This is a genomic window from Bacillus sp. FSL P4-0334 (assembly GCF_038004825.1).
Classification (GTDB): Bacteria; Bacillota; Bacilli; order Bacillales; family Bacillaceae; genus Bacillus; species Bacillus velezensis.
The window spans coordinates 1806823-1821035 of the sequence record NZ_JBBORX010000001.1; the positions used below are offsets into that span (position 1 = coordinate 1806823).

General features: G+C 51.9%; 4 protein-coding genes and 2 pseudogenes. 3 read left to right on the plus strand and 3 right to left on the minus strand.

Features of this window, described 5'->3' with window-relative positions; translation table 11 throughout:
* Positions 1 to 104: 104 nt before the first annotated feature.
* The gene (locus tag NSQ37_RS21240) at positions 105 to 7253 is read left to right on the plus strand and encodes an NTTRR-F1 domain (protein ID WP_445661286.1); all 7149 of its coding nucleotides are present in this window, start codon (positions 105 to 107) and stop codon (positions 7251 to 7253) included.
* Positions 7254 to 7431: 178 nt separating this feature from the next.
* Complete coding sequence (locus NSQ37_RS09310; protein WP_341123603.1) at positions 7432 to 9540, plus strand: exosporium glycoprotein BclB-related protein; 2109 nt, start codon at positions 7432 to 7434, stop codon at positions 9538 to 9540.
* A 154-nt stretch (positions 9541 to 9694) separates the two neighbouring features.
* Here NSQ37_RS09310 and NSQ37_RS09315 read toward each other — a convergent pair.
* The 3 genes and pseudogenes from NSQ37_RS09315 to NSQ37_RS09325 form a co-directional block, all read right to left on the minus strand.
* Positions 9695 to 10773 (minus strand): annotated as a pseudogene (locus NSQ37_RS09315) (response regulator).
* Between the two features lie 120 nt (positions 10774 to 10893).
* Positions 10894 to 12588 (minus strand): annotated as a pseudogene (locus tag NSQ37_RS09320) (sensor histidine kinase); the annotation flags it as partial.
* 29 nt (positions 12589 to 12617) lie between these two features.
* On the minus strand, positions 12618 to 12782 hold the full coding sequence (locus NSQ37_RS09325; protein ID WP_327943650.1) for a hypothetical protein: 165 nt from the start codon (positions 12780 to 12782) through the stop codon (positions 12618 to 12620).
* A gap of 180 nt (positions 12783 to 12962) precedes the next feature.
* On the opposite strand from NSQ37_RS09325, the gene NSQ37_RS09330 reads away from it, so the two are divergent.
* Complete coding sequence (locus NSQ37_RS09330; protein ID WP_043020659.1) at positions 12963 to 14039, plus strand: response regulator; 1077 nt, start codon at positions 12963 to 12965, stop codon at positions 14037 to 14039.
* Positions 14040 to 14213 lie beyond the last annotated feature (174 nt).

Here is a 14213-nt window from a genome sequence, read left to right on the forward strand (position 1 = left end):
AGAAATCACCTTTTTTATTTAGGTTGTCAAAACACAGCCCGTATTAATATGCTGTCTTAATAAGTAAGACGGTCAACAACGGGAAGGAGAGGGAAAAAGATTGAATGAATAATCCGATTATAAACGGAAGCTTTGAAACCGGTACATTAGCGGGGTGGAGTTCGGCAAATACCCAGATTAACAGTTTGTTTGCACATTCAGGGAGATATTCTGCGCAATTTATTGGAGCTCAGCCATATGCTTACCTCAGTCAAATCGTTCCAATTTCAGCCAAGTCAGTGACTCTATTCGTATCACTCGCAACGCTCGGAAATGAGCCAAGTCCCCAAGTAACTCTCCAGATCATCTATGTCAGCGCAGCAGGTGAACAAATCAGTTCCATTCAAGAAAATATTACACCCGGAAATTTGCCGAACGTGCTCTTTCACACATGGTCTGAAATCTATAAAACAAGCAGTGTGCCTTCTGGCGCGGCCTCTGCCGTCATTGTATTAAGTAAAGTTTCTTCCGGCACGGTTTTAATAGACGACGTTTCATTGGCGCAAACCGGGGGTGAACCTGGCGTAACGGGAATTACAGGTCCCACAGGAGTGACGGGCCCTACAGGAGTGACCGGAGCAAGAGGAGCGACCGGAGCAAGAGGAGCGACCGGAGCAAGAGGAGCGACCGGAGCAACTGGTGTAACGGGAGCAACTGGTTCAACCGGGGCAACAGGCCCAACAGGAGCGACGGGGTCGACGGGTGTAACCGGCCCAACCGGAGTGACTGGTCCGACAGGAGTAACAGGGGCGACGGGAGTAACTGGAGCTACCGGCTCGACTGGTGTAACAGGAGCAAGAGGAGCAACCGGAACTACTGGCTCAACCGGAGTGACTGGAGTAACAGGAACGACCGGCTCAACTGGTGCAACAGGCCCAACTGGTTCAACAGGAGCAACCGGAGAAACTGGCGCGACAGGCTCAACCGGAATAACAGGGGCAACCGGCTCAACTGGAGCGACAGGTACAACAGGCCTAACGGGTGTAACTGGTCCAACTGGAGTGACTGGGGCAACGGGGATAACAGGATCAACAGGCCCAACCGGCCCCACCGGAGTAACGGGTCCAACTGGAGAAACAGGGGCGACAGGAGAAACCGGTGCAACTGGATCGACAGGAGCGACTGGGGTAACGGGTGTAACCGGGGGAACGGGAACAACCGGACCGACAGGCGCAACCGGCTTAACTGGTGCGACGGGATTAACTGGAGAAACAGGCGCAACCGGGGGAACAGGTCCAACGGGTGTAACAGGAGAAACCGGTTCAACTGGAGTGACTGGTGTAACAGGTGCAACCGGAGAAACAGGTCCAACGGGAGTGACTGGCTCAACTGGTGTAACCGGCCGAACCGGAATAACAGGCTCAACAGGAACGACCGGCTCAACTGGTGCAACAGGCCCAACCGGATCGACAGGACCAACAGGAGCAACCGGCCCAACCGGTGCAACGGGAGTAACAGGCCCAACTGGTGTAACTGGCTCAACCGGTCAAACTGGAGTAACTGGGGCGACGGGAGAAACCGGCTCAACGGGAGCAACCGGAGAAACCGGAACCACGGGCTCAACCGGCCCAACTGGAGTAACAGGAGCGACTGGTGTAACAGGAGCGACTGGTGTAACAGGTGCAACCGGAATAACAGGTCCAACCGGGCCAACAGGGTCGACTGGTTCAACTGGTTCAACCGGAGAAAACGGTGTAACAGGATCAACCGGCCCAACCGGTGCAACAGGGATTACTGGCTCAACAGGTGAAACCGGTGCAACTGGAGCGACTGGTGCAACGGGGATAACAGGAGCGACTGGCGCAACCGGGGTAACAGGTTTAACCGGTGTAACAGGAGAAACCGGAGCGACTGGTGTAACAGGGTCAACAGGAATAACCGGTGTAACTGGAGCAACAGGAGTAACCGGGGCAATGGGAGAAACTGGCCCAACGGGAGAAACTGGCCCAACAGGCCCAACCGGCCCAACCGGTGTAACAGGAGAAACCGGAGCAACTGGAGTGACTGGAGAAACGGGGATAACAGGAGCAACAGGCTCAACCGGTGCAACAGGCGCAACTGGTGTAACCGGGCTAACTGGAATAACAGGCGCGACGGGCCCAACCGGTGTGACTGGACCAACAGGGGTTACTGGCTCAACAGGAGAAACCGGTTCAACTGGAGCGACAGGATCAACCGGCCCAACCGGTGTAACGGGAGAAACCGGCGCAACCGGAGCAACGGGTCCAACTGGTGTAACGGGATCAACTGGAGTAACAGGAGCAACAGGTTCAACCGGCTCAACGGGCTCAACTGGAGTAACAGGGGCGACTGGAGTAACAGGAGAAACCGGAGCGACTGGCGCAACCGGAGCAACTGGGGTCACGGGCTCAACCGGGATAACAGGTGCAACTGGAGCGACAGGAGCAATTGGTTCAACCGGACCGACTGGCTCAACGGGAGGAACCGGCCCAACAGGAGTAACAGGTGCAACCGGTTCAACAGGACCGACTGGCTTAACGGGGATAACCGGAGCGACTGGCTCAACCGGTGTAGCAGGGTCAACAGGAGAAACCGGCTCGACTGGTGCAACAGGCCCAACTGGTTCAACAGGAGCAACAGGCTCAACCGGAGAAACTGGTGTGACTGGCCCGATTGGGGTCACGGGAGCAACAGGAGAAACCGGGGCGACGGGGATAACCGGCTCAACTGGAGTAACAGGTCTAACTGGAGTTACTGGCGCAACCGGAGAAACTGGCTCAACAGGAGTGACTGGGGTAACGGGTCCAACAGGATCAACAGGATCAACAGGATCAACAGGTTCAACGGGAGTGACTGGTTCAACCGGACCGACTGGCTTAACGGGAGAAACCGGCCCAACCGGAGTAACGGGTCCAACTGGAGTAACGGGAACAACCGGTGTAACAGGGTCAACAGGAGAAACCGGAGCGACTGGTGTAACAGGGTCAACAGGAATAACCGGTGTAACTGGAGCAACAGGAGTAACCGGGGCAATGGGAGAAACTGGCCCAACGGGAGAGACCGGTCCAACCGGCTCAACAGGATCAACGGGCGCCACTGGCATAACCGGAGCAACTGGTGTGACTGGCCCGACGGGGGTCACGGGATCGACAGGAGTAACAGGGGTAACCGGGGCGACAGGCCCAACGGGTGCAACAGGAGTAACTGGGGCAACGGGAGAAACTGGCCCAACAGGAGTAACTGGGGCAACGGGAGAAACCGGCCCAGCAGGAGTAACGGGCACAACCGGTGTAACCGGAGCAACGGGAGTGACTGGGGCCACAGGAATAACCGGAGCAACCGGGCCAACGGGAGAGATCGGCCCAACTGGAGTAACAGGAGCAACAGGCTCAACTGGTGTGACTGGCCCAACTGGGGCGACTGGTGCAACAGGCCCAACTGGTTCAACCGGAGAAACCGGTGCAACGGGAGAAACCGGCCCCACCGGAGTAACAGGGGCGACTGGTGTAACGGGGACAACTGGGGTAACAGGATCGACAGGCACAACTGGCGCAGCAGGCCCAACCGGAGTAACGGGGTTGACAGGAGAAACCGGAGCGACCGGTGTAACTGGTGCAACAGGAATAACCGGAGCAACGGGATCGACAGGTTCAACAGGAACAACGGGAGAAACCGGCTCAACCGGTGCAACAGGGGCGACTGGAGTAACAGGCCCAACTGGTGTAACTGGTTCAACCGGAGAAACTGGCTCAACAGGAGTAACCGGTGCAACTGGAGTGACTGGAGTGACTGGGGTAACTGGTGTAACTGGCGGAACGGGAACAACAGGCTCGACTGGTGCAACAGGACCGACTGGATCAACCGGCCCAACTGGCCCAACTGGGGTAACAGGATCAACCGGTGCAACTGGAGTTACTGGCGCAACCGGAGTAACAGGCGCAACCGGCCCGACTGGTGTAACGGGATCAACTGGTGCGACGGGATTAACTGGAGAAACCGGATCAACAGGAGAAATCGGAGCGACCGGTGTAACTGGGGCAACAGGGATAACCGGCGCAGCAGGACCAACCGGCGCAACGGGCGCCACTGGCATAACCGGAGCAACTGGCATAACCGGAGCAACTGGTGTGACTGGCCCGACGGGGGTCACGGGATCGACAGGAGTAACGGGGGTAACCGGGGCGACAGGCCCAACGGGTGCAACAGGAGTAACAGGAGTAACAGGCCCAACTGGTATAACAGGAGCAACAGGCCCAACAGGAGCAACCGGGTCAACAGGAACAACCGGCGCAACGGGCGCCACTGGAATAACTGGAACAATCGGCTCGACTGGTGCAACAGGCCCAACTGGTTCAACCGGAGAAACCGGTGCAACAGGGATTACTGGCTCAACAGGAGAAACCGGTGCAACTGGAGTAACTGGGGCAACGGGAGAAACTGGCCCAACAGGAGTAACTGGGGCAACGGGAGAAACCGGCCCAGCAGGAGTAACGGGCACAACCGGTGTAACCGGAGCAACGGGAGTGACTGGGGCCACAGGAATAACCGGAGCAACCGGGCCAACGGGAGAGATCGGCCCAACTGGAGTAACAGGAGCAACAGGCCCAACTGGTGTGACTGGCCCAACTGGGGCGAGTGGTGTAACTGGTCCAACTGGAGAAAGCGGGTCAACAGGAGAAACCGGATCAACAGGAGTTACTGGCCCGACTGGGGTCACGGGCTCAACTGGTGTAACCGGAGTAACCGGATCGACAGGAGAAACGGGATCAACTGGTGCGACGGGATTAACTGGAGAAACCGGCCCAACTGGAATTACAGGAACAACCGGAGCAACGGGATCGACAGGAGAAACCGGTTCAACAGGAACAACGGGAGAAACCGGCTCAACCGGAGCAACAGGGCCAATAGGAGTAACTGGTGCAACGGGAGTAACAGGAGCCACCGGATTAACCGGGCCAATCGGGGATACAGGAGTGACTGGGGCAACCGGCCCAACCGGCGCAATAGGAGAGACCGGTGTAACAGGAACAACCGGAGAAACGGGATCGACAGGAGCGACTGGGGTAACTGGTGTAACCGGGGGAACGGGAACAACCGGCTCGACTGGTGCAACAGGACCGACTGGATCAACCGGAGAAACCGGCCCAACTGGGGTAACGGGCTCAACAGGAGAAACTGGCTCAACAGGAGAAACCGGGGCGACGGGAGAAACCGGATCGACAGGTGCAACCGGGGCGACCGGTGTAACTGGGGCAACAGGAATAACCGGAGAAACCGGCCCAACTGGGGTAACGGGCTCAACAGGAGTGACTGGAGTAACAGGCCCAACAGGAGTAGCCGGATCGACAGGAGAAACCGGATCAACTGGTGCGACGGGATTAACTGGAGTGACCGGAGTAACAGGTGCAACAGGAGCAACTGGCTCAACGGGAGAAACGGGTCCAACTGGTGTAACAGGCCCAACCGGATCGACAGGAGAAACGGGGTCAACTGGAGTGACTGGGGCAACAGGCCCAGCAGGAGAAACCGGAGCAACTGGACCATCAGGAGCAACAGGATCAACAGGAGAAACCGGAACCACGGGCTCAACCGGATCGACTGGAGTAACAGGTCCAACTGGTGTAACTGGTTCAACCGGAGAAACTGGTCCAATTGGTGTAACCGGCTCAACCGGCCCAACTGGGGTCACGGGCTCAACCGGTGCAACTGGAGTAACTGGAGCAACGGGAGAAACTGGCCCAACAGGAGGAACTGGGTCAACCGGTGCAACAGGGGTAACTGGAGAAATCGGTCCAACCGGAGTAACCGGTGCCACGGGAGAAACCGGCACAACCGGAGTAACAGGCCCAACTGGTATAACCGGAGAAACGGGCTCAACTGGAGTGACTGGGGCAACGGGGATAACAGGAGCGACTGGCGCAACCGGAGTAACAGGGTCAACAGGAGTAACCGGCGTAACGGGATCGACCGGAATAACAGGCGCGACAGGCTTAACCGGTGTGACTGGCCCAACTGGTCCAACGGGAGTGACAGGATCAACCGGATCGACAGGAGTAACCGGTCCAACAGGCACAACCGGAGTGACTGGTGCGACCGGAGAAACAGGATCAACCGGAGCAACGGGTGCATCCGGGGTAACGGGGTCAACCGGATCAACCGGCATAACAGGCCCAACAGGTGTAACTGGTATAACCGGATCAACGGGTGTAACTGGAGTAACCGGCCCAACAGGGTCAACGGGGGTAACTGGAGAAACCGGATCGACAGGCGCAACGGGCCTAACCGGCTCAACTGGATTAACAGGCGCGACAGGAATAACCGGCTCAACCGGCCCAACGGGAGGAACTGGGTTAACTGGTGCAACAGGAGTGACTGGCCCAACAGGTGTAACGGGATTAACAGGCGCAACCGGCTCAACCGGCCCAACGGGAGGAACTGGGTTAACTGGTGCAACAGGAGTGACTGGTCCAACAGGTGTAACGGGATTAACAGGCTCAACCGGCCCAACGGGAGGAACTGGGTTAACTGGTGCAACAGGAGTGACTGGCCCAACAGGTGTAACGGGATTAACAGGCTCAACCGGCCCAACGGGAGGAACTGGGTTAACTGGTGCAACAGGAGTGACTGGCCCAACAGGTGTAACGGGATTAACAGGCGCAACCGGCGCAACAGGCTCAACAGGAGTAACTGGAGCAACTGGAGAAACAGGCTCAACCGGAGTAACCGGTTCAACGGGAGTGACTGGAGCAACAGGCTCAACCGGCTCGACTGGTGTAACCGGGGCAACAGGAGTAACAGGAGTAACGGGCCCAACTGGAGCAACAGGACCAACCGGCGCCACAGGCAGTACACCAACCTTGCTCTTCACAAGAACCAACGGGCCGCTCACTGTTTATCCGCCGTTAAATACAGAAGTTCCCATTGCTACGCTGGCAATCCCGGTTAACGCTTTGCAGAATGTAAAGCTTGATTATGCACTCAGTGTCGCGCTAACAACTGCAGCCAATTCAAACTTTGTTTTTGAGGTGAGATTATATAGGGGAACAGTACAAATTCATACAAGAACTCTGTCGCGAACTAGTACTACCGCAGCTACGGATAGTTTTTCGATTGCTGATACAACAGTGGATACAGCACCGACCGCAGGAACAAATACGTACCAGCTGAGAGTTATTTTCACAACTGCGAATAATATAACAACAGCGACAGCTCTCAATATCGATTTTAACAGCATTCGTTTCCCGACAACCTAATACAACAGCAGACTGATATTTTAAAGATGAAAGACCTGACTTATGCACAGTTAGGTCTTTTTTCTGTAAATGCTGCATGATGCAGCCTTAAAGAACATTTAAAAATTTGCCCAATAGAAGTGGGGTTTTGCCACACCTTTTTTTATCATGGAAATATTATGAAAATAGAGGTGGTGTAATGAGAAAAGGAGATACTTGGTATAACAGATACGACTCTTGGGATTACGACTGCCGGAATAGTAATGAGTGTTGCTGTCATTTTCAACATAAAAGAAGAAATCAAAGGCGCAGTTATCAAAATCGGGCACATTGCTGTGAAGGATTCTGTTGCGAAAACTCTTGCTGTCATGAAAGATGGTGTCCATGCTGTCATCCAAATCATTTTCATGTAAGAGGATTCACCGGAGCAACGGGGTGCACCGGAGCAACGGGGCTGACTGGAGCAACGGGATTCACTGGAGCAACGGGGTTTACCGGAGCAACGGGGTTTACCGGAGCAACGGGCTCGACTGGGAATACCGGAGCGACTGGGGTAACCGGCGTCACTGGAGATCCCGGCGCGACTGGAGCCACCGGCGCCACGGGAGCAACGGGAGTAACGGGCTCGACCGGCGCCACCGGCGCGACTGGAATAACCGGTGCCACCGGGGTAACGGGAGCAATGGGATTCACCGGAGCAACGGGAGTAACAGGCTCGACTGGAATAACCGGCGCCACCGGGGTAACGGGAGTAACGGGAGTAACCGGAGCAACCGGTGTAACGGGAGCTACCGGAGCAACCGGAGCAACCGGCGCAACTGGGGTAACGGGAACAACCGGAGTAACCGGAGCGACCGGGGTAACGGGAGCCACGGGAGTAACCGGTGCAACTGGGATAACGGGAGCCACTGGGGTAACGGGAGCAACGGGAGTAACAGGCTCGACTGGAATAACCGGAGCAACCGGGGTAACCGGAGTAACCGGAGTAACGGGAGCAACCGGAGCAACCGGCGCAACTGGGGTAACGGGAACAACCGGAGTAACCGGAGCGACCGGGGTAACGGGTGCCACCGGAGTAACCGGAGCAACTGGGATAACGGGTGCCACCGGGGTAACGGGAGCAATGGGATTAACCGGCGCAACGGGAGTAACAGGCTCGACTGGAATAACCGGCGCCACCGGGGTAACGGGAGCTACCGGAGCAACCGGCGCAACTGGGGTAACGGGAACAACCGGAGTAACCGGAGCGACCGGGGTAACCGGAGCCACCGGAGTAACCGGGGCAACAGGAGCAACCGGGGTAACGGGAGTAACCGGAGCGACCGGAATAACTGGAGCAACCGGAGTAACGGGGGTAACAGGGGATACTGGAGCAACCGGAGTAACGGGAGTAACCGGAGCGACCGGAGTAACCGGCGCAACTGGGATAACGGGAGCCACGGGAGTAACCGGAGCAACCGGGATAACCGGAGATACTGGAGCAACCGGAGTAACCGGAGTAACCGGGGCAACAGGAGCAACCGGGGTAACGGGAGTAACCGGAGCGACCGGGGTAACGGGAGCCACCGGGGTAACGGGAGTAACCGGAGCGACCGGAATAACTGGAGCAACCGGAGTAACAGGAGTAACCGGAGTAACAGGAGTAACCGGAGATACTGGAGCCACCGGAGTAACGGGAGCCACGGGAATAACCGGTGCAACAGGAGTAACCGGAGCAACTGGGGTAACCGGAGCAACTGGGGTAACCGGCGCCACCGGAGCAACAGGAGTAACCGGGGTAACCGGAGCAGGCGCGATCATTCCCTATGCTTCAGGTCTTCCCACTGCCGTGACGACCATTGCCGGCGGATTAATCGGAACGGTGAGCCTTGTCGGGTTCGGCAATTCTGTAACGGGCGTCAATGTCGGAGGGGGAGGTGCAATTGATCTCACCGGGGCCGGAGGAACTCTGCTGAACTTTGCTTTTTCTGCTCCGAGAAGCGGAACCATTACATCAATTGCCGCTTATTTCAGTACAACCGCAGCATTGTCGCTTGTCGGCTCGACTGTTACGATAACCGCACAATTATACAGTTCCACAGTGCCGAACAATACGTTCACGCCGATCCCCGGAGCATCCGTCACTTTAGCTCCTCCCCTCACCGGCATATTGTCAATCGGCAGCATCAGCAACGGAATCACGACAGGGCTGAACATTGCGGTAACTCCTCAAACCCGGCTGTTAATGGTATTCTCCGCCACTGCGACAGGCCTTTCGCTTATTAATACAGTGGCGGGATATGCAAGCGCGGGAGTTACGATTTCTTAAGTGAAAACGGCCAGACTGGTGCGGATCATCTAAGCTTGGAGAAGATATCACTTTTTCTTCAAGCTTTTTTGTTTTTACGTCTTTTTGGATAAATAAAGGCTGACGGGAATTCCCCGACAGCCGGCAGAAGTATTTACAAGCCTTCTGAAGTTAATCAGTATCTTAATGAAGACGTCTTTAGTGAGTTCGAATCATCCGTTGTGCCGGGAGTGTGAATCATCATCGAAACAGCGGTGCCCTCATCCGGGGTGCTGGTGATCGTCAATTCACTTCCGCAAAAATGCTTCAGCCGCCGATTGATATTTTTCAGGCCGACACTGCGATTAACGTCAGAAGATAAAATATCTTTCTGTATGTCCGGCATGATGCCGGTTCCATTATCCTCCACTTTGATAAAATACGTGTTTTCGCCTTGTTTTTTCGCTGTCAGCTTTATCCGTCCGCCGCCTCTTTTCTTACTGATCCCGTGATGAACGGCGTTTTCCACCAATGGCTGTATCATTAAAGGCGGAAGGGGGAAGTCAATGTCCTGTTCAATATCAAAAAGGATATCAATCCGTTTGCCGAAGCGTGTTTTTTCTATAGAAAGATATGACGTAATGATAGAAGTTCGTTTCTGAATGAGCTGATGTCCGAAGTGTTTTGAAAATCAAAACTCATCCTTAAATAGTTTGTAAATGCAGCAGTCGTTTCCCGTGCTTTTTCAATATCCAAATGGCTGAGCGCGATGATCGTATTTAATACATTGTAAAGAAAATGAGGCTTAATCTGCGACTGAAGAAATGCCATTTCTAAATTTGTGGCTTGGTGAGCCGTATGCTTCATCAAAATTAAATTTTTAATACGCGCGGTGAATTCAGAGTAATGATAAGGCTTTTGTAAGATGTCGTTTGCTCCGGCATGAAACGCCTTGTATTTGTCATGGCTGATAATGGCTGCCGTAACGATAAGAACCGGCAGATCGACCATGCTGAATCTTTCGCGGATGTTTGTGCAGACTTCAAAACCCGTCATGTCGGGCATCATCAGGTCTAATATGACCAAGTCAAGCTTCGAGGAAGAGACAGCTTGAAGCGCCTCTTTTCCGCTTTTTACTGCGATTACGTTATAAGGAACACCTTCCAGCATATCCGTTAAAATTTTCAAACTCTCGATGTTATCGTCGACGATCAGAATCGTCGGAGCATCGATTTTTTCTGAGTGATAAGGCGTGACCAGCGAAATATCCGACATTCTCTGCCCGGGCTGTGATTCAGGAAGTTCGGTCTTTGCTTCCGGTAAAGAATCAATTTGAGCGGCGGGTAATGTAAAATGAAAGGCTGATCCTTGCGCCGCCGCTGACTCCGCCCAGATGTCCCCGTTTTGGAGCTTGACGAGCTGTTTCACAATACTTAAACCTAAACCCGTTCCATCTTCTTCCGTCCCTCCCGCTTGCTGAAAAGAATCAAAAATGGTTTCAAGATCAGCCTCAGGAATGCCGCTGCCGGAATCGGCCACCGTGATTTGAATCATTTTGTCATTCAGGCTTTCAGCAGAAAGAATAATGTTCCCCTCGGATGTGTACTTGATTGCGTTTTCAACAAGATTGGTTAAGATTTGCCGGAATCGGTTTTCATCTGCAAGCACCAAAGGGAGGCCGTCCGGCACATGATTAAGAATGGCAAGTTTTTTATGTTTGGATAAAAGCCGGTAGAAGTTCATCTCACTGCATATGACGGCATGCACATCGACGGGAACCGGACGAATCTGCAGCATACCCTGCTTCATTTTTTCCAAATCAAGAATATCATTTACGAGATCGGAAAGTCTGTAGCCCATACGGATGATCAGCTGCATATTTTCTTTCTCTTCCTCTATCGTCTTCTTTTTTCTGCCGGCTACAAGAGTTTGGCATATATTAATAATGCTGTTCAGCGGCGTCTTGAATTCGTGTGAAGTTTTGGCGATAAATTCATCTTTCAGTTGGTCGATTTTGACTAATTTCCGTGAGAGGACTTCATTGTCCCGGAAAGCTCCGGCGAATTGCTGCGCCATCAGAAGAACCACCGCCAATAAAGCGATGACTGTCGGCAATGAATAGAGCGAATTAAAAGAAAAAGCCGTTTTGCCGCTGTAAGCTGAAATGGTCGTAAGAATCACAAAAGCGCTCATCGAGACGGATGCGAGTGTAAGGTACGTGCTTCCTTTTATTTTTCTTATGGCGGCAATCGTAAAAATATATGTAATATAAAACAGAGTCGTAACGGCAAGCACAGAATGTAAAATGTATGAGAGATGGTCAATGAAACTTCCGGACATAAAATCAGTGATCAAGATGGTCCCGGATAAAGCGGTTAAAATGGTGATCGTCGTTTTTGAAACAATTTCTCTGTATGCATAAAAGAGATAAAGAAAAACCGCCATGCTGACAAGCACGGTTGAGATGATACGCAAGGAATTCAGCAATGAAAATGAAATAGACGGAAAGAGGAGAAAGATAATTCTTTCTTTCCCGATCATAAGAATAATGGCAGAAAAAAGCAGACACATCACGGAAAAGAACAATAAATGTTTATCCTTTGTCCGTTGCAGAAAAAAGCCGAGAAAATATAAACCGGTAATGAAAAAAGCCGTAATCATAATGGAATCATTGAAAAAGGAAATTTGATTCTCACGTATAATTTGTTCTTGAGTCCCAAACGTTATTGGTTTTGCGATCCCCCAGCCGGGAACTTTTCCGAAATTCGAAAAATGCAGGACAAGTTCATTGTCACCCTTGTGAAGCCTGAAAAAACTGCTGTACGGTTTGTTCTGCGCCTTAAAATCAGCTTTTTCTGAAGGATTGCCGCTCTGTCCGATTACTTTTCCATTAAGGTAAAGGCGGTTTGAACTGTAGATAAAAGATGTGCTGATCCCCAAAACCTGATTGTCTTCATTTGATCGGATTGTCAGTTTGTACGTCCCGTAATCCACATCGGCCGTTTTGCCGAACAGCTTCACATTGACAGGGACATCAACGAGTACGGGATTTTTTCCTTTTGCTGAATGAAGCGCCTGCGGTGACAGCATCTGATTTGGATATAGAATCCATTTCCCGTTCAGCTGGACATTCCATCCTTTTGAAAATCCCACTTTTCCAGATTGATCACGCCCTGTTCCGCTTGGGGGAGGGATGATCCTGAAAAATGATTCAGGACCATAAAAATCATAAAGAAAGCAGCGTAGCCGCAAATAATCGAAATGGAAATAAATTTTTCTTTCACATCATTACTCCTTTATCCCATTCAGGGGCATTCTATTATCCTATGTAATGTATAAATATTGTAATCACAAACGTTGTAATACAACAAGAGAAAGAAAAAGAATCCAACTATATAGGGCATTGGACATGGTATAATTGAAATTATTTTCAGATATATCTATATTGACGGGTGGGATGCGGTTTGAAAGCGTTAATTGTGGATGATGAGGAACTGGCATTGCTTCATTTTAATCGTATGCTTGAGCGGACAAACGCCTTTCAATCTATTATAACGTTTCAAGATCCGGCAGAAGTTCTGGAGCATTCGGAGCTTTCATCAGCTGATGCGGTGTTTCTTGACATTGAAATGCCCGGGATAAACGGTATTGAGCTTGCTGAATCGATTCAGGAGGTCAATGAAAATATCCAAGTTATTTTTATCACCGCTTATAATGAATTCGCGATCAAAGCGTTTGAATTAAATGCTGTCGATTATCTTTTGAAACCGGTTGACAATGCCCGGCTGCTGACAACTGTTGAGCGGATCCGAATGAATAAAAAACTCAGGACGGCAGAAGAGAATACCGGGACGGATTATGTTATACAATGTTTTGGGAACCTGGACTTTTATCAATCGGTAAATGGTGTCAAAACATACATAACAGTCAAGTGGAGAACATCCAAAGCCCGTGAACTGTATGCATTTTTACTTCTTAATCAAGGGCGCACGGTCAGTAAAGACATGCTGATGGAGATGTTTTGGCCTGCTTATGATATATCAAAAGCAAGCACCCAGCTCTACTCGACAATATATCAGATACGGAAATTAATCGGTCAGCTGCCCTTCAGCCAATCAATAGAAAATACCGATATAGGATACATTCTCCGGCTTTCCGGGGTAAAGGTTGATACAGTTGAATGGGAAAAAACATTAAAAGAGGCTCCTCCGCTCAGCGCAGCTGCACTAACCCGGCACATGAACATTGTCATGTCATATGAGAACCATTATCTCATGGAGAATGGCTATCTGTGGGCGGAGCCGGAAAAAGCGCGTCTTGCCCATCTGTGGCTCAGCAAAGCGTACGAACTGATTGGTTTTCTCATCCAAAAGAAGAATGATCATCAAGCGATGGACATTTGCCTGCAGGTTGAGAAAATAGAGCCCGGTGACGATAAAATTATACAATACAAACTGCAGTTATTTAATAAACTGGGAAAGGTAGAAGAGGCGATAAAGGAATACGAACGCTATAAACAATTAAAAGATAAAATCAATTGACGATTGAATGACCGGACCGGCTGATGCCGGTCTTTTTTTGTGCGCTATTTCTGAAATGATCCCATGTACAGAATTTGTATAGGCCGATTTCATACAATGTAGTTTGGTTCGGATAAGGAGAATCCCATGCTTACCGGCTTGTTCGAACGTAAGTCTATATAAAAGGGGAGGAAT

What these genes read in the sequence shown, in the direction of transcription:
- NSQ37_RS21240 (WP_445661286.1), top strand. Translation starts at nt 105, where the DNA reads ATGAATAATCCGATTATAAACGGAAGCTTTGAAACCGGTACATTAGCG.
- NSQ37_RS09310 (WP_341123603.1), top strand. Translation starts at nt 7,432, where the DNA reads ATGAGAAAAGGAGATACTTGGTATAACAGATACGACTCTTGGGATTAC.